General features: G+C 65.8%; 23 protein-coding genes. 5 read left to right on the forward strand and 18 right to left on the reverse strand.

Annotated features, from left to right (window positions below):
* Window positions 1-8: 8 nt before the first annotated feature.
* The 4 genes from ACFVBH_RS29285 to ACFVBH_RS29300 form a co-directional block, all read right to left on the reverse strand.
* Window positions 9-497: a YbaB/EbfC family nucleoid-associated protein gene (locus ACFVBH_RS29285; protein WP_354986602.1), complete on the reverse strand. Its 489-nt coding sequence runs from the start codon at window positions 495-497 to the stop codon at window positions 9-11.
* A gap of 10 nt (window positions 498-507) precedes the next feature.
* Window positions 508-822, reverse strand: a complete 315-nt coding sequence (locus tag ACFVBH_RS29290; RefSeq protein ID WP_354986603.1) for a hypothetical protein — start codon at window positions 820-822, stop codon at window positions 508-510.
* Window positions 823-940: 118 nt separating this feature from the next.
* Window positions 941-1,765: an ESX secretion-associated protein EspG gene (locus ACFVBH_RS29295; RefSeq protein ID WP_379006475.1), complete on the reverse strand. Its 825-nt coding sequence runs from the start codon at window positions 1,763-1,765 to the stop codon at window positions 941-943.
* Window positions 1,762-3,702 (reverse strand): hypothetical protein, encoded by a 1,941-nt coding sequence (locus tag ACFVBH_RS29300; protein WP_379006478.1) that lies wholly within the window; start codon window positions 3,700-3,702, stop codon window positions 1,762-1,764. The genes ACFVBH_RS29295 and ACFVBH_RS29300 overlap by 4 nt, the downstream gene beginning before the upstream one ends.
* A gap of 189 nt (window positions 3,703-3,891) precedes the next feature.
* Here ACFVBH_RS29300 and dtd point away from each other — a divergent pair, with 189 nt between their 5' ends.
* The 4 genes from dtd (at window position 3,892) to ACFVBH_RS29320 (ending at window position 7,719) form a co-directional block, all read left to right on the forward strand.
* Window positions 3,892-4,335 carry a D-aminoacyl-tRNA deacylase gene (gene dtd, locus ACFVBH_RS29305; RefSeq protein ID WP_379006480.1) on the forward strand — a complete coding sequence of 148 codons (444 nt, stop codon included), beginning with the start codon at window positions 3,892-3,894 and terminating at the stop codon, window positions 4,333-4,335.
* Window positions 4,336-4,485: 150 nt separating this feature from the next.
* Entirely contained in the window at window positions 4,486-5,478 is a 993-nt protein-coding gene (locus ACFVBH_RS29310; RefSeq protein ID WP_379006482.1) for a hypothetical protein, read from the forward strand.
* Complete coding sequence (locus ACFVBH_RS29315; RefSeq protein ID WP_379006484.1) at window positions 5,471-6,931, forward strand: hypothetical protein; 1,461 nt, start codon at window positions 5,471-5,473, stop codon at window positions 6,929-6,931. Before ACFVBH_RS29310 ends, ACFVBH_RS29315 begins: the two co-directional genes overlap by 8 nt.
* A gap of 188 nt (window positions 6,932-7,119) precedes the next feature.
* The gene (locus ACFVBH_RS29320) at window positions 7,120-7,719 is read left to right on the forward strand and encodes an AAA family ATPase (RefSeq protein ID WP_379006486.1); all 600 of its coding nucleotides are present in this window, start codon (window positions 7,120-7,122) and stop codon (window positions 7,717-7,719) included.
* A gap of 143 nt (window positions 7,720-7,862) precedes the next feature.
* Here the strand turns inward: ACFVBH_RS29320 and map are convergent, their stop codons facing one another.
* The 13 genes from map to ACFVBH_RS29385 form a co-directional block, all read right to left on the reverse strand.
* Window positions 7,863-8,663: a type I methionyl aminopeptidase gene (gene map, locus ACFVBH_RS29325; protein ID WP_354986610.1), complete on the reverse strand. Its 801-nt coding sequence runs from the start codon at window positions 8,661-8,663 to the stop codon at window positions 7,863-7,865.
* Window positions 8,664-9,209 carry an adenylate kinase gene (locus ACFVBH_RS29330; protein ID WP_354986611.1) on the reverse strand — a complete coding sequence of 182 codons (546 nt, stop codon included), beginning with the start codon at window positions 9,207-9,209 and terminating at the stop codon, window positions 8,664-8,666.
* Window positions 9,206-10,528: a preprotein translocase subunit SecY gene (secY, locus tag ACFVBH_RS29335; RefSeq protein ID WP_354986612.1), complete on the reverse strand. Its 1,323-nt coding sequence runs from the start codon at window positions 10,526-10,528 to the stop codon at window positions 9,206-9,208. The genes ACFVBH_RS29330 and secY overlap by 4 nt, the downstream gene beginning before the upstream one ends.
* A 186-nt stretch (window positions 10,529-10,714) precedes the next feature.
* Window positions 10,715-11,158, reverse strand: a complete 444-nt coding sequence (gene rplO / locus ACFVBH_RS29340; RefSeq protein WP_354986613.1) for a 50S ribosomal protein L15 — start codon at window positions 11,156-11,158, stop codon at window positions 10,715-10,717.
* A gap of 2 nt (window positions 11,159-11,160) precedes the next feature.
* Window positions 11,161-11,340, reverse strand: a complete 180-nt coding sequence (gene rpmD, locus ACFVBH_RS29345) for a 50S ribosomal protein L30 (protein ID WP_153809684.1) — start codon at window positions 11,338-11,340, stop codon at window positions 11,161-11,163.
* Window position 11,341: 1 nt separating this feature from the next.
* The gene (gene rpsE, locus ACFVBH_RS29350; RefSeq protein WP_354986614.1) at window positions 11,342-11,986 is read right to left on the reverse strand and encodes a 30S ribosomal protein S5; all 645 of its coding nucleotides are present in this window, start codon (window positions 11,984-11,986) and stop codon (window positions 11,342-11,344) included.
* Between the two features lie 31 nt (window positions 11,987-12,017).
* The gene (gene rplR / locus ACFVBH_RS29355) at window positions 12,018-12,425 is read right to left on the reverse strand and encodes a 50S ribosomal protein L18 (protein WP_354986615.1); all 408 of its coding nucleotides are present in this window, start codon (window positions 12,423-12,425) and stop codon (window positions 12,018-12,020) included.
* Between the two features lie 3 nt (window positions 12,426-12,428).
* Window positions 12,429-12,968: a 50S ribosomal protein L6 gene (gene rplF / locus ACFVBH_RS29360; RefSeq protein ID WP_354986616.1), complete on the reverse strand. Its 540-nt coding sequence runs from the start codon at window positions 12,966-12,968 to the stop codon at window positions 12,429-12,431.
* Window positions 12,969-12,982: 14 nt separating this feature from the next.
* Window positions 12,983-13,381, reverse strand: coding sequence for a 30S ribosomal protein S8 (gene rpsH / locus ACFVBH_RS29365; protein WP_354986617.1), 399 nt, complete (start codon window positions 13,379-13,381; stop codon window positions 12,983-12,985).
* Between the two features lie 258 nt (window positions 13,382-13,639).
* A complete protein-coding gene (locus tag ACFVBH_RS29370; RefSeq protein WP_379006493.1) occupies window positions 13,640-14,074 on the reverse strand; it encodes a hypothetical protein in 435 nt (144 codons plus the stop codon).
* A 135-nt stretch (window positions 14,075-14,209) separates the two neighbouring features.
* Window positions 14,210-15,178 (reverse strand): hypothetical protein, encoded by a 969-nt coding sequence (locus ACFVBH_RS29375; protein ID WP_379006496.1) that lies wholly within the window; start codon window positions 15,176-15,178, stop codon window positions 14,210-14,212.
* A gap of 129 nt (window positions 15,179-15,307) precedes the next feature.
* A complete protein-coding gene (locus ACFVBH_RS29380) occupies window positions 15,308-17,296 on the reverse strand; it encodes an FAD-dependent oxidoreductase (RefSeq protein ID WP_379006498.1) in 1,989 nt (662 codons plus the stop codon).
* A 356-nt stretch (window positions 17,297-17,652) separates the two neighbouring features.
* Window positions 17,653-18,570 carry an LLM class F420-dependent oxidoreductase gene (locus ACFVBH_RS29385; RefSeq protein ID WP_379006502.1) on the reverse strand — a complete coding sequence of 306 codons (918 nt, stop codon included), beginning with the start codon at window positions 18,568-18,570 and terminating at the stop codon, window positions 17,653-17,655.
* 242 nt (window positions 18,571-18,812) lie between these two features.
* Between ACFVBH_RS29385 and ACFVBH_RS29390 the strand changes: the two genes are divergently transcribed.
* Window positions 18,813-19,466: a Uma2 family endonuclease gene (locus ACFVBH_RS29390; protein WP_379006505.1), complete on the forward strand. Its 654-nt coding sequence runs from the start codon at window positions 18,813-18,815 to the stop codon at window positions 19,464-19,466.
* A 96-nt stretch (window positions 19,467-19,562) separates the two neighbouring features.
* Here ACFVBH_RS29390 and ACFVBH_RS29395 read toward each other — a convergent pair whose 3' ends face one another.
* Window positions 19,563-19,946, reverse strand: coding sequence for a hypothetical protein (locus ACFVBH_RS29395; RefSeq protein WP_354986622.1), 384 nt, complete (start codon window positions 19,944-19,946; stop codon window positions 19,563-19,565).
* Window positions 19,947-20,166 lie beyond the last annotated feature (220 nt).

Below are 20,166 nucleotides of genomic sequence, written 5' to 3' on the forward strand. Positions count from 1 at the left end.
GCGCGCGCTCACCATCCCGAGTCGGTGGCCCCGCCGGTTCGGCGCGGAGCGTCCGCGTCCAGTTCCGCCTGTGCGGCAAGGCGTTCCGGCGCCTTCGGCGGCGCGGTCGAGACCACCGGCGGTTCCGGGATCGCCAGCTCGCGGCTCAGATCCGGCATGCCGGGCACCAGATCGCTGAACTTGGGCAGGCGGTTGCGGTTCTGCGAGACCGGGGCCATGAGTTCCCGGCCCTTGCGGGCCACCTCGGCGGCGGCCTGCTGCGCGGCCTCGGCGACCGCGGCGGCGATCTCCGGGTAGTCGAGATCGGCTATGTCCGAGGAGAATTTGACCTCGATCACCGTGCCGTCGGCGTTCACCGTCACCGTCACGCGCTTGCGCACGGTCGCGGAGGCGGTGAGCACCGCCCGCTGTCGCTGCAGTCCGGTGATGGTCCGCATCTGGCCCGCGAAATCCTCGAGGATGTCGGACAGATTGGCTTTGGCGAACTCGTTGGCCATCGTCAGTCCCCTACTTGAACTGACTGCCGTTGGTTTCGTCCATTCCGGCCAGCTTCTCCGCGGCCTTGATCTGGCCCGCGGAGAAGTTGCCGAAGGTGCCGGCCATGTTGCCCGCGCCCTTGATGATGTTCTGGCTCGACTTGTCGTAGCCGTTGTCGCCGCCGGAGAAGTTCCTACCCAGGGTGTCGTTGCCCCAGGGCTGACCACGGCCGTTCGAGGTGGAAACCAGTGTGTCGACGACCTTCTCGATGCCGTCGCGCACCTTGCCGGTCTTGCCGGCGGCGGTGTTCAGCAGGTCCGTGTACGTCTTGAGCCGGTCGTTCACACGGGTGAGACTGTCAGGTCAGAGCAACCGGATCTTTGCTGGAAAGTGAACGGAGAGTGCCGTTCCCGGGGAATCGACGCTCTCCGTTGTTCATCTCACGCGAGACAGGCGGTCCGGATCAGAAGGCCCAGCTGCGGGCATCCCCGTCCTGCCATTCCTCGGCTCGGTCATCTTGATTCTCCATATGGGCCAGCACATCACCGACGCAGCGCCCGATCCGATCCACGAACTTCTGGGTCGTCACACCGACCGCGGTGCGAACGGGAGCATCCAGATCGGTCAGGTATCTGCCATCACCGGCGATGTCGCGAAGCAGCAGTATTCGCTCCATCCGGCCGCGCGGGCCGAACTTGGATCGCCCCTGGCCCACCAGAAACGTCCCGGTCAGTTCCGCGGGCGTGGACAGGAATGCCATGCTTCGGGTTTCGACGGAGTCATCGAAACTGTCGAACGCGAAGGATTGCGAGTCCGGATCCGAGTCGTCCGTCGCCGTCTCGGTCACGAGCTGGATCTCCGAGAGCCGTCCCGGGCCGGCATCGGGGAGCAACGCGACCATCATTGCCGGGATCTGCTCAGGCGTGCATTCGACGACCGTGAAACCACCACTGTGCATATCGGTTTCGCCCGGCTTCATCGTGATGACGCACGCGCGCATCCCACTACGCAGGGCCCGGGCGCGAATCCACTTCTCCGGGTTCTCGAAATCGCTGTCGCACCAACCCTGCAGGACGTAGAGCAACTCCGGGCGCGCGATGGTGTCGATCATCGCGTCGAAGCTGCTGCCCAGCCGCTCGTCGAGCTGCGCGCCCGCCGCTGCCAGCTCACGCTGGTACTCGGCCAGACTCGGCGTGCGACTGACGTAGGTGAACGGCGGCAGCATCGAGTCGGACCAGTGCCGATTGCACAGCACTTTGAATTCGACGTCGGTGAATTCCCACTTCACGCTTCTACCACCGGATTCGATTCCGCCGGTCGACCGGCTTGCGGATCGATGGCGTGGACGAGCGGTTCGAGGAAGTCCACCGGGGCCGGCTCGGCGTCCGCACCCGCGGTGACCGAATCGACCAGCACACCTTCGGAAAAGCCCGCGCTCACGCCGAGAACCGGTGCCATCGGGGAGGTATCGAGACCGGCTCGTGCGAACAGGTTGGTCAGCGCGGCAGCGGGATCAGCGGTGGCACCGCCGACGACCGGCGTCACCAGGGCCGCACCCGAGGCGGTGGTCTCCGCGGGCAGACCGGCGACGGGGACGGCAACCTCGGGCGCCGCTGTCAGACCCAGCAGCTGAGACAGGTCGGCCAGTTTGTCGGGAGATTGCTGTATCTGGGCGAGCGCCGCGGTGACCTTGTCCTCCGGAACACCGAGCAACTGGGCCAGCGTCGTGTTGTCGCCGGACTTCAACGCGGTGTCGAGCTGCGTGAGCAGGGACGGCAGCTGTTGCAGCGCAGTGGATCCCGCGCTGATCAGCGCACTGAGCGCACTCGTGATCTGCGACAGGCCCTGGCCACTGCTCGATCCGCTGGATCCCGCGCCGGACGAGCCCGCTCCGGTGGCGCCGCCGATCGAGCCCGAGCCGGTGCCGCCGATTCCCGCTCCCGGCTGCTGACCCTGGCCACCCGGCTGGGTCGGCTTTTCACCGGGCTTATCCTGCGGCTTATCCTGCGGCTTGTCTTTGTCCTGCGGCTTGTCTTTGTCCTGCGGCTTGTCCTTGTCCTGCGGCTTGTCCTTGTCCTTCGGGTCCGGCTGCTTCTGCTGCGGTTGAGGCTGTTGCTGCGGCTGGGGCTGTTGCTGATTGCCACCCCCGCCGGGGCCGGCCGGTGTCGTCGGCTCCGTCTTCTTCTCGTCGTCGCCGGGCTTCTTGGTGGTGTCGTCCTTCGGTTCGGTGGGAAGCGCCGGCTTGGCGGGTTGTGCGGGTGGAACCGCCAGGGTCGGAAGCGCTTTCGCGGTCTCCTGCAGCGGCTTGTTGTAGTCGCGTTCGAAGTACCGCTGATGCTCCTCGAGCTTCTTCTGCTTGTAGCAGCCCGCTCCGGGATTCTCCGGTGTATCGGGACACGTCCGTTTGGTCCAGCCGACCCACTGATCGGTGTAGTCCAGACTCGAACCCATCGTTCGCATCTTCTCGACGAACGGATCTACATCCAGCGCGTACTGCTTGATCGCGGCTCGCGCGGCATCCCCGCTGCTCCCCCGCCAGTTGTCGTTCTTGTCCCACGTCTGGATCATGGTCGTGAAGTTCTTGACCCTGGACTCGACGAGTCCGGCGATGTCGTTCCACAGCTTGCTCGCCGCCCGGTAGGTCTGCGGCTGAAGTTCCACGCCGAGATCGTAGAGCGGCTTCCAGAGCATGCCGTCGGCGTTCTCCTGCGCGAACACCGTCTCGGTGTCCTTTTCCCCCTTGTAGTTCTTCAGCCGGTCCGGCAGCTTCGGCGGGTCGTAGGAGAGCTTGTAGTCCGCGGGTTTGGGCGTGTCCAGGTTCGCCGAGACCTTGGGGATGGCCGTGTCTTTGATCGCGTTGAAATCGTCGACGGAGGTCTTCTCGGACTCCGCGAAGGCCTTGGACGCCGCTCGAAACGTCTCGGCCATGTTGGTGAGCGTGTCGACCTGAATCTCGAACAGGTCCAGCAGATAGCCGCCCTGCCTGCTGTAGGCCAGCGCCAGCAGCTCACCCGAACGCATCGGCACGGTGCCGATCGTCGGGATGTTGTTCAGCTTGCCGGTCGTCGCCATATCCCGGAAAGCCCGGAACTCGGTCAGCAGCGTTGTGGCCCCATTGAATCCCGCCTTCGCCGCCGACGGATGGAACTTCACCGCACCGCCCGGAGCCTCGGCTGCCTTCCGCAGACCGGCCCACGCTGTGTTGTCCTTGTTGTCAGGTGCCATCGGTATCTACTGCCACTCCGCCCGTTTCCAACAGTTCGATCCAGCACAGCCTACTTTCGTGAACTACCGATGGCGCAGAAGGAAATTCGTTCCGCTGCCCCTAGAAGTGGGGGCAGACGGCGTGAACGGCCGCCGGTTATGGCGGGGCCCCACCCCAGCAGGGTCCTGGCCTGCTGCGATGATCAGGTCGTGCGAGTACTGGTGCAGCGGGTGAGCTCGGCGCGGGTCAGCGTCGACGGCGAAGTTGTCGGTGCGATCGATCCCGGGGCCTGTGACGCACCGCACGGGCTGGTGGCGTTGGTCGGGGTTACGCACACCGACACCGAGGCCACCGTGAAAGCGCTGGCGGACAAACTGTTCCGGTTGCGGATACTCGACGGGGAGCGGTCGGCGGCCGACCTGAACGCGCCGATCCTGGTGATCAGCCAGTTCACGCTGTACGCCGAGACCGCGAAAGGGCGGCGGCCGTCGTGGAACGCTGCCGCGCCGGGGGCCGTCGCCGAACCGCTGGTCGATTTGTTCGCGGAGACGCTGCGGGCGTTCGGGGCGAGCGTCGCCACGGGGCAGTTCGGGGCGCACATGCAGGTGGAGCTGATCAACGACGGACCGGTCACGCTGATGCTGGAGGGCTGAGCGCGCGAAACCTGTACCTAGAGTGCATTGTTCGCGAATAGCGCTTACCGATCGGTATCTCATCGCGCGTCAGCGGATGGTTATACCCTTCTGCCGGGAGGGTAAACCTACGTTTCCGAGTAGGTGACCCGTGATGAATCCGGGGGCACGATGACCGAACCACTCAGCATGGACAAGGCCAGGGAAAGTCTGGGTAAGTCCCTGGACGGGCTCGGGCGGTTCGCGCGAAACAGCTCGACGCATCTGGCCGTGCAGGCCGGTGACTTCAAGGACTCCGCGGTCGGCACCGTGGAGAAGCTGACCGCGAAGAAGCCCGACCCCTATGAAGAGGCCATTGTCGAATACAACGGCGCTTTCACTTTGATGAACGACGCCGGACTATCGCTGCTGCGGCAGCGGGAGCGCGCGGCGGACCTGATCGAGCTGGTCGAGTCGCTCGTCAACAGCATCGCGTGTACGCCGAAGTCGTTCGAGCGCGACTTCATCGAAATCAATGCAGATAAAACATCTTTCGTCGATGCCACAGAGTTCGCCCAGCGCGACTTGGCAGCCGCACGTCAGTCCGCGGCGGGTGCGGGCGCTGGGTTCACCGCCGGCGCCGCGGTGGCGAGCATGGCCCCGTCGGCCGCGATATGGGTCGCCACCACGTTCGGCACTGCCTCGACGGGCTCCGCGATCTCGACACTTTCGGGAGCGGCCGCGACCAAGGCGGCTCTGGCCTGGCTCGGCGGTGGTGCACTTGCTGCCGGAGGTAACGGAATCGCAGGGGGCGGCGCACTACTCGCGCTCGCGGGTCCGGTCGGCTGGGGGATCGCGGGCGCGACCCTACTCGCATCGATCGCGCTTCTGGCCCGGAAGAAGTTCGAGAACCGCGAGGCGAAGCAGGAGGCGCTGACCGCGCTCACGCGCAACACCGCCCTGGTGCGGGGTATGGATGCGGAGATCAGCGATCTGCTGGAGCGCACCGCAGCCCTGCGCGGCCTGCTCGTCACGAGCTACGGCGGAGCACTGAGACTGTTCGGCGCCGACTTCCGGACGCTGGAGCCGGCCCGACAGTCACAGCTGGCCGCTCTGGTCAACAACACGAAAGCATGTGCGGCGCTGCTGAGCCGCCGCGTCGAGCAGGACGCGCCCGGTGAGTGAGATCGTCGACGACAGCACGAGACTCGCGAAGAGCAACCAGGAGCAGGCTGTCGCGGCGTGGGTGGGCTATCTGAACCAGCTCCGGCTCGAGGAGCTTGTGAGCGCCTATAAGCAGCGAAACCTGAATCTGGCTGAAGCCCTTGCCACCATCGAGGTGACGGTCAAGGACATCGGCTCCAAAGTGGTCGAGACCAATCGCGGCGGTGTGAAGGGAATGCACGGCTTCATCGCCGAGATCGCCGAGGTAGGAGTCGGCAACGCGCGGAGCCGGATTCTAGGCGGGGGCGCGGTTTACCGGTGGGTCAATGACAACGGACCCGTCGATCTGATGCGCGGCGAGGTCGAAATCCAGCAGAAGTTCGTCGCCGCCGGTGGCCGCTTCGGGCTCGGCGCCATCGCGGAACACCTCGGCAGGTATCCCGACTTCGTACGGGACGGCGGGAAGTACCAGATCCCCGGCGACCACTTCAGGGTGGTGCGCGAACTACACGCCATGTCGCCCGAGGACGCGGGCAGATTATTGACGCGCGGCGGCGACGGCCCCTCGTTCGGGGACTGGCAGCGCGTTCGAGCGTTCTTCGCGGAAGGGCAGATCGGCGTCGAATCGATCGAGCCCTCGGCACTGGACTATCACGACGTGCAGCGGGACAGCTACGAAGCCACGCTGAGGGCCGAGCAGGATTCCCTGCGCGCCACCGACAAATCGCTGCGGGACAGCGACTATCAGGCGAGCCTGCTGTCGATGCGGGAAGGCGTGAAAGCCACGCTCGCATCGGCAGCCATCGAAGGCGGAACCGCCATCGTGCTGGCCATCGTCCAGAAGCGCAGGGAGGGCATGAAGTTCGAGGACTTCACCCGAGAAGACTGGACCGGCATCGGGCTGGGCTTCGTGCAGGGCGGCGTGCGCGGTATGAGCACCTACACGCTGACGAACTTCACCGCGACACCGGCGGCCGTGGCCAGTTCGATCGTCACCGCGTCGTTCGGAATCGCCGCGCAGGCCAACAAGTTCCGCCGCGGCGAGATCGACGAACTGGAGTTCATCGAGAACGCCGAGTTGGTCTCACTGGAGGCGGCGGTGAGCGCGCTGTCGTCCTTCCTGGGACAGGCGGCGATTCCGGTGCCGATCCTCGGCGCCGTCATCGGCAACACCGTCGGCACCGTGATGTACCGGGCTGTCTCGTCCGCCCTTTCGCAGCGGGAGGCGGAGGCGATCGCACGGTATCTCGACCAGCAACGCCTGCTCACGGAGCAACTCGCGGCCGAGCATCGGGAGCTCATCGACAGGCTCGAGGCGAGCATGGCCGATTACCTCGGGCTGCTGGACCGGGCCTTCACCCCCGACGTGGAGGCCGCCCTCACCGGTTCGGCCGAGCTCGCGCGACAACTCGGCGTGGCGGCGGACGAGATCCTGGATTCCGACGAGAAGACCCTGGCCTTCTTCCTCGACTAGCTCCCCGTACGGATCGAGACCGCGGTGCACCCCACGATCGAGATCAGCCTGCCCGGCCCGCACGAGCACGAGATCCGCGCGGATCGACGCTCGACGCCCTGCCATCCGGGGACGGATCCGACACCGCTACCGGCGACCGTGACCGGCGGATTCGGCGGGCCGGGCGGGAGCGCGCCTAGGGTGGCGGGATGCTGATCTGGATCAACGGGCCGTTCGGCGGGGGCAAGACGCAGACCGCGTTCGAGCTGCATCGGCGACTGGCCGGAAGTGTCGTGTGCGACCCGGAGATGGTGGGGTTCGGGTTGCATCGAGCCATGCCCCGGGAGTTGCGGGAGGACTTTCAGCATCTGACCGCCTGGCGGCAGGGGGTGGTGGAGGTGCTCGATCTGGTGTTGCGCAAGCACGACGGGGTGGTGATCGCGCCCATGACCGTGGTCGAGCCCGCGTACTTCGCGGAAACCGTGGGGCGACTGCGGGAAATCGGCCACGACGTACGGCATTTCGCGCTGCTCGCCGAGCGGGAGACGGTGCTGCGCCGGCTACGGGAGCGCTCGCTGTGGGGGTTGCGGCACGAGAGTTTCGCGGTCGATCGAGTCGATGATTGCCTGAAGAGTCTGCGCGGCAGCGAGTTCGGGGAACACATCCGCACCGATCACATCGGGATTCCCGAGGTCGCCGAGCGGATCGCCAACTCCGCCGGAGTAAGGCTCACCGCCGATGCCGACGGTCCGCTACGAGGTCGGCTGCGGCGAGCACTGGTGGGCGTCAAACACATTCGCATCGCCTGACAGCAGGCACGACCGTGGCCGGACGGCCGTGCATCCCATGGCGGTTTCCGCGGTCGGCACGACATTCGCGGTGCCCGAGCAGGCATGAAAACACCGAACGCCGCGACCCCCGAAGGGATCGCGGCGTTCGGTGAAAGCGTGTACTACTCCGGGCGGAGGGTCAGGATCCGCGGGCCGTCTTCGGTGACCGCGACCGTGTGCTCCCAGTGGGCGGCACGGGTGCCGTCGCTGGTCACCACGGTCCAATCATCCTCGAGGGTCACGGTTTCCGTGGTGCCCAGGGTGAGCATCGGCTCGATCGCCAGCACCGAGCCGACCACGAGTTGCGGGCCCTTGCCGGGCGCGCCCTCGTTGGGCAGGAACGGATCCATGTGCATCTTGCGGCCGATGGCGTGACCGCCGTAGCCGTCGACGATGCCGTAGGACCGGCCGTGCTCGACCTCGGCCGCGCGGGTGCCCAGCTCGATGGCGTGCGAGACGTCGGTCAGGCGGTTACCGGCGATCATCGCGGCGATGCCGGCCTCCATCGACATCCGGGTCGCCTCGCTCAGCAGGCGGTCGGCCTCGATGATGTTGCCGACGCCGAACGTCCACGCCGAATCACCGTGCCAGCCATCGAGAATCGCGCCGCAGTCGATGGACACGAGATCACCCTCGGCCAGGACGTCGTCCTTGGTCGGGATGCCGTGCACGACGCGGTCGTTCACCGACGAGCAGATCGAACCCGGAAAGCCGTTGTAGCCCTTGAAGGACGGGATCGCTCCGGCTTCGCGGATGAGCTGCTCGGCGACCTCGTCCAGCTCCAGGGTCGAGACCCCGGGCTTGGCGGCATTGCGCACCGCCACCAGCGCGCGGCCGACGATTTCGCCGGCCGCCGCCATCGCGTCCAACTCACCGGCGGTGCGGAACGGCACCACCTTCTTGTTCTTGCGGCCGAAGACCATTCAGCGACCCAGCGCCGACAGCGCCCGCGCGTTCACGTCCGCGATCTCGCCGATGCCCTCGACCGACACGACGAGACCGTCGTAGTGGTCGAGCAGCGGCTCGGTCTCCTCGCGGTAGACGCGCATGCGGTTGCGGATGGTCTCCTCGGTGTCGTCACCGCGGCCGCGCGCCAGCATGCGCTCGACCACGATGTCCTCGGCCACCACGAAGCAGAGCACGGCGTCGAGCGCATGGCCCGACTCCTTGAGCATCTTCTCCAGGGCGTCGGCCTGATCCACCGTGCGCGGGTAGCCGTCCAGCACGAAGCCATTGGTGGCGTCCGGCTCGGCGATGCGAGCCTCGACCATGCGGTTGGTCACATCGCTGGGAACCAGATCCCCGGCGTCCATGTACTTCTGCGCCTCGCGGCCCAGCGCGGTCTGCTGGCCGATGTTCGCACGGAACAGATCCCCGGTGGAGATGTGCGGTACACCAAGCTTTTCCGACAGCAGGACGGCCTGCGTGCCTTTGCCGGCACCGGGCGGTCCGAGCAGAACAACTCTCACTTGAGGAACCCTTCGTAATTTCGATTCATCAATTGGCTCTCGATCTGTTTCACGGTATCGAGGCCCACGCTCACAATGATCAGCACAGCGGTACCGCCGAAGGGCAGGTTCTGTACGCCGCTGTCGGCGCCGATGCCGAGCAGCAGGTTCGGGAGCACGGCAACCGCACCGAGGTAGATCGATCCGGGCAGGGTGATCCGGCTCAGCACATAGTTCAGGTAGTCCGCGGTCGGCTTGCCGGGACGGTAGCCCGGAATGAAGCCGCCGAACTTCTTCATCTCGTCCGCGCGCTCCTCCGGGTTGAAGGTGATCGCGACGTAGAAGTAGGTGAAGAACACGATCAACGCGAAGTAGATTCCGACGTAGACCGGGTTGCTCGGGTTGACCAGGTACTTCTGAATCAGTTCCTGCCACTTGGACATATCTCCGCCGGAGGTGTCCTGCGTGAGCTGGGCGAGCAGGTTGGGCAGATACAACAGCGACGAGGCGAAGATGACGGGGATGACGCCCGCCTGATTCACCTTCAGCGGCAGATAGGTCGACGAGCCGCCGTACATCTTGCGACCCACCACGCGCTTGGCGTACTGCACCGGAATTCGGCGCTGACCCTGCTCGACGAAGATGACACCCACGATCACGACCAGTGCGGCGGCGGCGACCATGCCGACCACGCCCCAGCCACGGCTGTCGAGGATCATCTTGCCCTCGGCCGGAATTCGCGCCGCGATACCGGCGAAGATCAACAGCGACATGCCGTTACCGACACCGCGCTCGGTGATCTGCTCGCCGAACCACATGACGAGGGCGGCGCCCGCGGTCATGACCAGCACGATGATGATCATGCCGAAGATGGAGGTGTCGGCCAGGATGTCCTTGGGGCACCCGCGCAGCAGCTGACCGCGCGCTGCGAGCGCCACCAGACCCGTCGCCTGCAGGACCGCCAGGGCGATCGACAGATATCGGGTGTACTGGGTCATTTTGTTCTGACCCGATTGGCCTTCTTTACGCAGTTCCTCGAACCGCGGAATAACCACCGTCAACAGCTGGATAATGATGCTCGCGGTGATGTACGGCATGATGCCGATCGCGAACACCGACAGCTGCAACAGGGCACCACCGGAGAAGAGATTGATCAGCTGGTAGATGCCGGCGGAATCGCCGCCGTTCACCAGCTCGACGCACTCTTGGATGTTCTTGTAGCTGACGCCCGGGGAGGGCAGCGCGGCGCCGATCCGGTAGAGCGCGATCAGCCCCAGCGTGAAGAGAATCTTCCGCCGTAAGTCCGGGGTCCTGAAAGCCGACACGAAGGCGGAAAGCACAGATCCTCCTGGCGAACGACATGGGTCAGGCCATGGCTACAACGACGGAACGCCGAATCCCCATGACAGTGTTGGCAGACAACACTTGAACTCTAACAGTGACACCGGGTGAGCTCTGCGCTCACCCGGTGTCACTGAAACTAGATTACCGATCCGTAGCGACTGCTTGCAGGTCGCTCGGCAAGATCAGCCGAGGACGGTGGCGGAGCCACCGGCAGCGGTGATCTTCTCGGTGGCCGAGCCGGAGAACTTGTCGGCGGAGACCTGAACGGCCACACCGATTTCGCCCTCGCCGAGCACCTTCACGAGCTCGTTCTTGCGAACGAGGCCGGAGGCGACCAGCTCTGCCTTGCCGATGGTGCCGCCCTCGGGGAACAGACGGGCGATATCGGACACGTTCACGACCTGGTACTCGGTGCGGAACGGGTTCTTGAAGCCCTTCAGCTTGGGCAGACGCATGTGGATCGGCATCTGCCCGCCCTCGAAGCGGACCGGAACGTTCTTGCGAGCCTTCGTACCCTTGGTACCACGGCCCGCGGTCTTACCCTTGGAACCTTCACCGCGACCCACACGGGTCTTCTCGGTCTTGGAACCGGGGGCAGGACGCAGGTGGTGCAACTTGATGGTCATGCTTAAACCTCCTCAACCTGAACGAGGTGGCGCACGACGTTGATCAGACCGCGGTTCTGCGCGTTGTCCTCGCGGACGACAGTCTGGCGAATGCCACGCAGGCCGAGGGTCCGCAGCGACTCGCGCTGGTTACGCAGGGCGCCAATGGAGCTCTTGGTCTGGGTCACTTTGAGATCTGCCATGTCAGACTCCCTGTCCCGCACGCGCACGCAGCATGCCCGCAGGTGCAACATCCTCGATCGGCAGACCGCGGCGGGCGGCAACCTCTTCGGGGCGCTGCAGCATCTTGAGGGCAGCAACGGTGGCGTGCACGACGTTGATGGCGTTGTCGCTACCGAGCGACTTGGCCAGAATGTCGTGGATACCAGCGCACTCCAGCACGGCACGAGCCGCGCCACCGGCGATCACACCGGTACCGGGCGAAGCCGGACGCAGCATGACGACACCGGCCGCCGCCTCACCCTGAACCGGGTGAGTGATGGTGGAGCCGATCATCGGGACGCGGAAGAAGCTCTTGCGAGCCTCCTCGACACCCTTCTGGATGGCCGCGGGAACTTCCTTGGCCTTGCCGTAGCCGACGCCGACCAGACCGTTGCCGTCACCGACGATCACGAGGGCGGTGAAGCTGAAGCGACGACCACCCTTCACGACCTTGGAGACGCGGTTGATCGCGACTACGCGCTCGAGCTGGTTGCTCTTCTCGGCCTGCTGCTGATCGCGACGGTCGCCGCGGCCACGGCCACGGTTGTCGCGGTCGTTGCCGCCAGGTCCGTTGTTCTGTCCGGCGGGACCGTTGTTTCCGCCGTCACGCCGCTGACGTCCCGGCATCAGACGTTCCTTCCGTTTGCAGTGTTGATCATCAGAACTTCAGCCCACCTTCACGGGCGGCATCCGCGAGCGCCGCGATACGGCCGTGGTAGTCGTGACCACCACGGTCGAACACGACCGCCTCGATGCCGGCAGCCTTGGCGCGGGCGGCGATGAGCTCGCCGACCTTGGCGCCCTTGGCGGACTTGTCACCCTCGACGGCGCGCACATCGGCCTCGATGGTCGACGCGTACGCGATGGTCTTGCCCACCGAGTCGTCGATCAGCTGAGCGTGGATGTGGCGAGCCGAGCGGTTGACCACCAGGCGCGGACGCACGGTGGTGCCTTCGATCTTCTTGCGCAGACGGAAGTGCCGGCGCGTCTTGGACAAACGACGACGAGTCGAAGCGTCGGTGCCCTTCGGCTTACGCTTCAGCTTCTGGTTTTCGGTTTGTGCCATGGCTTACTTACCCGTCTTTCCGACCTTGCGGCGAACGACCTCGCCGGCGTAGCGGATGCCCTTGCCCTTGTACGGGTCGGGCTTGCGCAGGCCGTGGATCACCGCGGCAATCTGGCCGACCTTCTGCTTGTCGATGCCCGACACCGAGAACTTGGTGGGAGCCTCGACCGCGAAGGTGATGCCCTCGGGAGCCTCGATCGGGACCGGGTGGCTGTAGCCCAGGGCGAACTCGAGGTTCGAGCCCTTGGCCTGCACGCGGTAACCGACGCCGAAGATCTCCATCTTCTTCTCGTAGCCCTTGGTGACGCCCTCGATCATGTTGGAGACCAAGGTGCGGGTCAGGCCGTGAAGGGCGCGATTCTGACGCTCGTCGTTCGGACGAACGACCTCGAGCTCACCGGACTCTGCGCGGGCGACGGTGATCGGCTCGGCGATAACATGCGACAGGGTGCCCTTGGGACCCTTGACCGCGATGTTCTGGCCGTCGATGGACACCTCGACGCCGGCGGGAACCGGGATCGGCTTCTTACCGATACGCGACATTGTTCCTACCTCCCTTACCAGACGTAGGCGAGGACTTCCCCGCCTACACTCTGCTGCTTGGCCTGACGGTCCGTGAGCAGACCAGCGGACGTGGAGATGATCGCCACGCCGAGGCCGCCGAGCACCTTGGGCAGGTTGGTGGACTTCGCGTACACACGCAGACCGGGCTTGGAGACGCGACGCACGCCCTGCAGGCTGCGCTCACGGCTCGGGCCGTACTTGAGGTCGACGACGATGGCCTTGCCGACCTGAGCGTCTTCGATGCGGTAATCAGAGATGTAGCCCTCACGCTTGAGGATCTCGGCGATGTTCACCTTGATCTTCGAGTGGGGAGCCTTCACCTGATCGTGGTACGCCGAGTTGGCGTTGCGCAGACGGGTCAAGAAGTCTGCGATTGGATCAGTCATGGTCATGGGTTGACCGTTACCTTTCTCGCCGCGGTTCCCATCCAGCACCGTCTGAGATCGGCGGTCGTGGGCCTACGACAATTCGGGGCGGTCCAGCCGGGATTGCCCGACCGGATCAATTCGCTTGTGGCCTGGAGCAACGCCGCGACGACGACGCGTGCGGACATAGATGTGCCCAGGCAACCGGTTCAGTGTAGACAAGCGCTCTGAGCACGCAAAATCGGGGTGGGTGTGAGCTCCGATAGCGATCGGGCGTCGAGATCGCTAACCCAGTGAGCCGGTCCCGAGTCTGCCGAGCCAGTCGGCGGAGCCCGTTGCCACGTCCTGCTCCACCCGGCCCGGGATGTTCAGGGTCACCGATTCGGTGCGCGTGCCCTGGGTCGCGGAGATGACGTACGTTCCGTTCGCCGCCGGTGACCAGCTCAGCTCGCATTTCAGATAGTCCTTGCCCGCATGCTTGATCGGGCATTCCCCCAGCGCGACGTCGTTGACATTGACGGTTATCGGCTCGTGTACGTCGTCTCCTTTGACGGTGACGTAGATGCGGCAGTCCCCCACCGCCACCGTGCAGTCGGTGTTGTCCCGCGCGGCGACCTTGATCGCGGAGACGTACGCGGAGGCCGCCGGGGCCAGCACCCCGGGCAGTACGAATGACGTAAAGCACACCGCGCCAACGGTTTTCACTGCCAGCTTGAACATCACTTCCTCCCTGGGCCGATCACCGCGACCAGCCCCGGGAAACAGTAGTGAAAATCACATGCTCCACATAGCCTCAATTGGTGGGGCTGGCACGGGCGGAAAGAGTGCGCTGAGGCCGGGCGTGTCGTTGGCGGTTCAGGGGAACAGGGTCAGCGTGCGGCGTAGGACTTCGGTGAGGACCTCGTCGTTCTTGCCGGTCACGCTGACCGTCGGCACGCGGGGACCGAAGGTCGGATCCGCGGTCGCCGGGTTGATCTCGGGGCCGATGACGGCCGTATAGAAGTGGAAGTCATCGGGGTCGTCGCCGGAGACATCCCGGTACACGGGGTAGTTGCCGCCCAGGTCGAGCGGTGGTCCGTCGTGGCCGGGGATGGTGTCGCGCTCCTCGTATTCGTAGCGCAGGGAGATCTCGTCACCCTTGTAGGTGAAGTCGCAGGTTCGCATGCGACGGTCGGCGGCGTTCACGGTGACGCCCAGCTGCGGCAGCACGTCGCACGGGTCGGCGGTCGCGTCGAGCACCGTGGCGGCGGTGTCGGGTGAGGTGCCGCGGGCCGGTTCCTGCAGAAATTCCGCGATCGCGGTGCCCAGTACTTTCTCGCCCAGGTCACAGGGTTCGGTGCCGAGCGGGGTGGTGACGAAGAGCATCAGCGCGGCGCCGGCCGGGAATTGGGCTGTGGCGGTGCAGTTTCGCTGGACGAGCTTGGCGAACTGGTCCTCGGGGATGTTGTTCTTGTCGCCCGCGAGCAGGACATCCGTGCCCGCGATGGTGGTCTTCGCGCTCTTCGCGCCCTCCTGCACGGTTGCGAAGACGACCGCCCAGTCGAGCTCGATTCCCTTGTTCGCCTCCGCCGAACCCAGTTCGGCTTCACAGGAATCCCGATCGTCGTTCTCCACCGAGCGGATCGGGGCGATCTTCGCCAACTCTGCGCGCGGAACCAGCGCGCAGGGGTCGACGGCTCGGGCGCGGTCGAGGGCCTCGAGGCGGATCTCGTCGTTCCGCGGAGCTGTAAACCAGAATCCGGCCGGGCGTGTCGGGGATTGGTCGTCGGCGCAGGCCGCCAGCAGGAATAGCGGCAGGGCGGCTGCGGCCAGGCGTCGGATCATCGGGTCCCCCTCGGACGTCATGGGGCCCATCGATCACCCCCGGCGCGCAACTTACCGGGTGGGTGCGGGGATTCGGGTCTTGGCTCGGGGAGTCGTGTTCGCTCGATCGGTACTTCGGGGTGCGCGAACTCAGGACTCGGCGACGGGTGCGCGGCGGCTCTGGATGATTCGGCGGGCGCCGGCCAAGGTCGCCGCGCCCAGGACGTCTTCGAGTTGCTCCCAGCGGGTGACGAAGTCGGTGAGCATCATCATCATGACGTCGGGGAAGGCGTAGAGGAACGTTTTGTAGCGGTAGTGGTCCAGGTAGTAGAGGCGGACCGGGGTGTGTGCGGTGACGGTGGCCGTTCTGGCGTCGAAGAACAGGTCGTGGCTGCCCAGGACCGCGCCGCGGGACATGATCGCGCGTTCGTAGACGCCGCCGAAATCGATCTCCACCTCACCCTCGGCGATGACGTAGACGCCGTGTGCGGGGTCGTCCTCCTTGCAGATGGAATCGCCCGGTTCGTAGGTGATTTCGTCGAACATCGAGGCGAGGGTTTCCAGATCGGTGTCGACCAGGGGTGCGAAGAGGCGGACGCCGAAGGGGTCGATGCCGTCGGCGAGGCAGGACATGCGCTCGCGGATCTGCGCGTGGCTCAGGTGGCTGATGCGCATGCGGGCGAAGCGTTTCATGCGGTCGATGTCGCGGCGCTGGCGGCGGGCGGTCTCGGTGGCGGGCGGGCTGTAGAGCGAGGAGTCGTTCGCCATGCGAGCGGCCTCGCGCAGGCCGGATTCGTAGGCGCTGTGCACGCAGCCCCAGTGGTAGCTGTTGGTGGCCTCGCCGGCGAAGTAGAGGCGGTCGGCTATGGGCTCGGCGAGAACGTCCAGATCGCGCGGGGAAGCGTCGACGCCGATGCAGGCGTACGCGCCGCGGGCGTAGGGGTCCGAGTTCCAGGCGGTGCGTGAAATGTGCTGGGGGGAAGGCGTGTTCGCGCCGAAGATGTCGTTGACGACGGTGGTCGCGTAGTCGCGGACCTGTTCGTCGGGCCAGGATTCCATGTCGCGGCCCAGGGATGCGCCCAGGAGCAGGACCAGGATGGGTTTGCCGTGCGATTTCCACATGCTGATCACGACGGTGGGGTAGCTCGCGGTCTCGCGGCAGAGGTAGCCGAAGACGTATTGCTCTGCGGGCCAGAACCTTTCGTCGTAGTGCAGGGCGATTTTGTTCAGGGTGCCGAAGCCGAGGCGGGTCAGGGCCTGTTGTTTGCGGTCGGGCAGGGGCGGGTCGAACAGAACGTCGCCGGATTTCAGGACGCCGAGCGGGACGGTGATCAGGACCTTGTCCGCCTCGTGCACCTTGTCGTCCGTGATCACACGGACGTGGCTGTCGCTCAGCGCTATTCGACGGACCGGGGTGCCGAGTTCCACCGTCGCGCCTTCGGCGAGGGAGGCGATGACCGCGTGGTACCCGCCGCGCAGGATGCTGTCGCCGTAGCCGTAGACGCGGTAGCCGTCCTCCCAGTACTTGAAGGACAGGCGGGCGGGGTCCTCGGCGACGTCCTCGCGCAGGATCACGTTCAGGTGGTATCTGATGGCCTGCTCGTCCTGCGCGGAATGCTCGCCCGCGGTGAGGATCTCGTCCAGGACGCTCGCCAGCGACATGTCCGGATGCCCACGTCGGCGGGCGATCTCGGCCCGCTGTTCGAGTTCGTGCAACACCTGGTCGGCCAGGGCCAGGGTGCGGGACTTCGCCGTCGGGGTGGTGACGATGCCGTCCGGCCCGAACAGGGTCAGGCTGTCGAATCCGCCGGTGTACGAGCTGTCCCCGCCGACGTAGCTGAACGGTATCTCGAGCCGCTCCACCAGCTCGGTGAGCGGGTTACCCTCGGTGCCGTGGATCCAGTGCGCGCCCAGGTCGACGCCCTCGTCGTCGGTCCAGATCCGCCCGCCGATCCGGTCCCGGGCCTCGACGATCGTGACGGCGTGGCCGAGCTTGCGAAGCGCCTGCGCGGCAGCGAGTCCCGCGATACCCGCCCCGACCACGATGATTCCGAGCGGCTGACCGCCCCCACCCGCCCGCTGCCCCACGCTCGTGGGCTCCGAGTTCCCGTTGGACCGACCATCACCCGGCTGTGCCATCACCCCAGTATCAGGGAGATCGGCTGAGCGAGTGCCCGATTCCGGCTGATGGTCAACTGAATAGTTGCTGCACTCGGCGAGTCGTCACGCGCGGCGGTTCATCGGTCGTGTCGCGGCGCACCGCGCCCTTCGCGGAGGGCTCGGGGATCGAGCCGCCGATTGCCGGTGCTCGCACCACGCCGACGGGCTCCGCGAGCACACGAACCAGCACCGGGGCCGAGAATGGGCGCGGGCGTTCCCGGAGGCCGGGATTGCGGGTATTCGCGGCCGCGGAACGAGGTGGAATCGCCCGTGCCGGGTGGAATCGCCCGTGCTGCTCGAGGAGTAAGCAGCAGGGGCGAATTCTGGTTGTTCGACTACGACTTTGTGTCGGAGGCGTAGTCGGAGAGGAACTTTCGGGTTCGGGTGTCGTCGCGGGTGTAGACGCTGGCGACGAAATCCGTTGCGCCGGAAGCGGAGATGGTGGCCAGCTGGGCCGCTACCTGATCTTCGGTGCCGATCACGGCGAGGTCTGCGGGGCCGGAGGCACCTTCTCGGTCCATCATGGCGCGGTAGGAGGGGAGGGTGTTGTAGACGGCGAAGGCCTTGCCTGCCGCTTCGCGGGCGGGGGCCGGGTCGTCGGTTACGCAGATGGGGAGGTTGCAGACGATTCGGGGGGCGGGGCGGTTCGCGGTGGCGGCCGCTTCGCTGATCAGGGGGGCGATGTGGTCGGCGATGGTGGTGGGGCCGGTCATCCAGAGGATGGTCCCCGCCGTCGCGCGGCCCGCGAGTTTCAGCATGTGGGGGCCGAGAGCCGCCAGCAGGACCGGGATCTCGCCTTCGGCGGGGGTGGACAGGGCCACGTTCGCGCTGAGGGTTTCGCCCTGGAACGAGGCCGGTTGGCCGGCCAGCAGCGGGGTCAGGACCTCGAGGTACTCGCGCATGTGGCGGGCGGGGCGGTCGTAGTCGAGGCCGAACATGTTCTCGATGACGATCTTGTGGGACAGGCCGATGCCGAGGGTCAGGCGGTTCGGGCCGAGCGCCAGGGCGGTGGTGCGGGCCTGCTGGGCCAGGGCGGCGGGGTGCCGGGGGTAGGTGGGGACGACGGCGGGACCGAGCTCGATGCCGGGGACCCGGCTGCCGGCGACAGCCAGCGCGGTCAACGCGTCCAGACCGAAGATATGCGGGAGCCAGGCGGAGGCGAAACCGTCCGCGGCGGCCGTGGCGACCTCGTCGGTGAGCCGGGTCAGGGCGTCCGGACCGCGACCCTCGTTGAGCAGAATGCCGATGCGCATGTGCCTCTCCTCTCGTCGGGGACGAGCATAGGCCGCCGACCGAATCGTGAGGTTTCCGGCACGCGCCGGGACGCTTGTCACCGAGCAACGACGACGTACCGGGGATCGCCCGTATCGAGCGCGGTGAGTGACAACCAACGGGTCAGAGGGTCTACTGACAACAGGGCAGGCGGGATCCAGACGAAACCGACCCAATTGACGAACCCCGGGAGGACGCGAATATGTCGAAATACCCTGATGACATGTCCGTGCCCAACCTCGCGCAACCGGAACTCCCGGAGTTCATGACCTGGGAGGAGCTCGAGCGGCTTCCCGAAGAGATAGCCGAGCAGATCGAACTGTGGGACGGCCGGGTGGTCTGGCTCCGCCGAGGACCTGGCGAGCATCAAACCTTCACCCGTCGTGTCACGAACGCGTTGGAGCGCTCCGCCCGAGAGTCGATGTCAGAACACCCGGAACAGTGCTGGCGGGTCGATTTCGAAAACAACGTCTTTCTCGGAGACAGTGGAAAGTCCGACTTCCTGACCCCTGACTTCTTGATCTTTCAGTGTCTCTCGTCGCCCTACCAGGATGTGCGGGCCGCCGACACGCTCCTGGTCGGCGAGGTTCTCTCACCTTCCAACACTCCACCGGAGATGGGCGCGAAGAAGACCCGTTACGCCGGCGCCGGAATCCCTTGGTACTGGGAGGTTTCACTCGACCCGGACACCAGCGCAATCGCCCGCGTCCAAGCCCACGCGCTCGAACTCGAACCGGGACGGCTGGTCGATGGCGTTCGCCCGTTGCGGCCGGCGAACTACATCCTCGCGGGCGAGTGGACCCGATCCGATTCGGACGGAATCGAATTCGACTACCCGTTCCCGATCCACATCCCCTGGTCCGAGCTCGCATTCTGATTCGACCGGCCGGTCCTGCCGCGAAAGCGGCATAGCCGGGGCAGCGCGAACGACCCGGCGCTGCGGGACCGGGTGTTCAGCGTTGATGCGGAACGGCTAGTGGCCGGTACCGCACTTGGTTTGGTTGGTTGAGACGTTCTTGACGCAGACGCGGGACAGGACGCTGTCGCTGGGGGAACCGTTCCAGTGCCAGCCGGTGCGCTTCACATCGAGGCCGGAGGGCGAGGTGTAGACGTCGCTGACGCGTTTGTAGGCGTAGTCGGGGGTTTTGCGCTCGAGCCAGAAGCGGCAGATGCCGCTCTGCTCGAACCAGTCCTGGCGGCCTACGGCCCGGGCTTCGTCGGCGTTGCCGGTGATCTTGGTGTCGAGGTACCCGTAGCAGCTGCCCAGTTCGACGTCGTAGGGGTAGTAGGCGTTCGCCGTTCCCGTGCCGGCGAGAACCGCGGCGCCCGCAACGGCGGCGGCACCCAAGAACGTCATTATCTTCTGCATTTTCCAACCTCCCAGCCCCCGGATATCGGAGTCAGCGCACCATAGCGTTCCAGGAAAATGCATCGCCGATATTTGAAATATGTTGTGCCCCGGCAATTTTGGGGGCAGAACTTTGTATGTCAACGAAAGTTGGGGTGCCATACACCCACCGAAAAAAGGCGAAACTTACGGCCTCGCCATCCAATGTCGCGCCGGGCCGGGCTCACGG

The sequence above is a fragment of the Nocardia sp. NPDC057668 genome (assembly GCF_042799795.1).
Lineage (GTDB): Bacteria > Actinomycetota > Actinomycetes > Mycobacteriales > Mycobacteriaceae > Nocardia.

What these genes read in the sequence shown, in the direction of transcription:
- ACFVBH_RS29310 (WP_379006482.1), top strand. Translation starts at nt 4,486, where the DNA reads ATGACCGAACCACTCAGCATGGACAAGGCCAGGGAAAGTCTGGGTAAG.
- ACFVBH_RS29320 (WP_379006486.1), top strand. Translation starts at nt 7,120, where the DNA reads ATGCTGATCTGGATCAACGGGCCGTTCGGCGGGGGCAAGACGCAGACC.
- rpmD (WP_153809684.1), bottom strand. Translation starts at nt 11,340, where the DNA reads ATGGCAGATCTCAAAGTGACCCAGACCAAGAGCTCCATTGGCGCCCTG.
- ACFVBH_RS29385 (WP_379006502.1), bottom strand. Translation starts at nt 18,570, where the DNA reads ATGCGCATCGGCATTCTGCTCAACGAGGGTCGCGGTCCGGACGCCCTG.
- ACFVBH_RS29375 (WP_379006496.1), bottom strand. Translation starts at nt 15,178, where the DNA reads ATGATCCGACGCCTGGCCGCAGCCGCCCTGCCGCTATTCCTGCTGGCG.
- rplO (WP_354986613.1), bottom strand. Translation starts at nt 11,158, where the DNA reads ATGACCATCAAGTTGCACCACCTGCGTCCTGCCCCCGGTTCCAAGACC.
- rpsE (WP_354986614.1), bottom strand. Translation starts at nt 11,986, where the DNA reads ATGCCGGGACGTCAGCGGCGTGACGGCGGAAACAACGGTCCCGCCGGA.
- rplF (WP_354986616.1), bottom strand. Translation starts at nt 12,968, where the DNA reads ATGTCGCGTATCGGTAAGAAGCCGATCCCGGTTCCCGCCGGCGTCGAG.
- ACFVBH_RS29300 (WP_379006478.1), bottom strand. Translation starts at nt 3,702, where the DNA reads ATGGCACCTGACAACAAGGACAACACAGCGTGGGCCGGTCTGCGGAAG.
- rpsH (WP_354986617.1), bottom strand. Translation starts at nt 13,381, where the DNA reads ATGACCATGACTGATCCAATCGCAGACTTCTTGACCCGTCTGCGCAAC.
- ACFVBH_RS29285 (WP_354986602.1), bottom strand. Translation starts at nt 497, where the DNA reads ATGGCCAACGAGTTCGCCAAAGCCAATCTGTCCGACATCCTCGAGGAT.
- ACFVBH_RS29390 (WP_379006505.1), top strand. Translation starts at nt 18,813, where the DNA reads ATGTCCGTGCCCAACCTCGCGCAACCGGAACTCCCGGAGTTCATGACC.
- ACFVBH_RS29395 (WP_354986622.1), bottom strand. Translation starts at nt 19,946, where the DNA reads ATGACGTTCTTGGGTGCCGCCGCCGTTGCGGGCGCCGCGGTTCTCGCC.
- rplR (WP_354986615.1), bottom strand. Translation starts at nt 12,425, where the DNA reads ATGGCACAAACCGAAAACCAGAAGCTGAAGCGTAAGCCGAAGGGCACC.
- ACFVBH_RS29370 (WP_379006493.1), bottom strand. Translation starts at nt 14,074, where the DNA reads ATGTTCAAGCTGGCAGTGAAAACCGTTGGCGCGGTGTGCTTTACGTCA.
- map (WP_354986610.1), bottom strand. Translation starts at nt 8,663, where the DNA reads ATGGTCTTCGGCCGCAAGAACAAGAAGGTGGTGCCGTTCCGCACCGCC.
- ACFVBH_RS29380 (WP_379006498.1), bottom strand. Translation starts at nt 17,296, where the DNA reads ATGGCACAGCCGGGTGATGGTCGGTCCAACGGGAACTCGGAGCCCACG.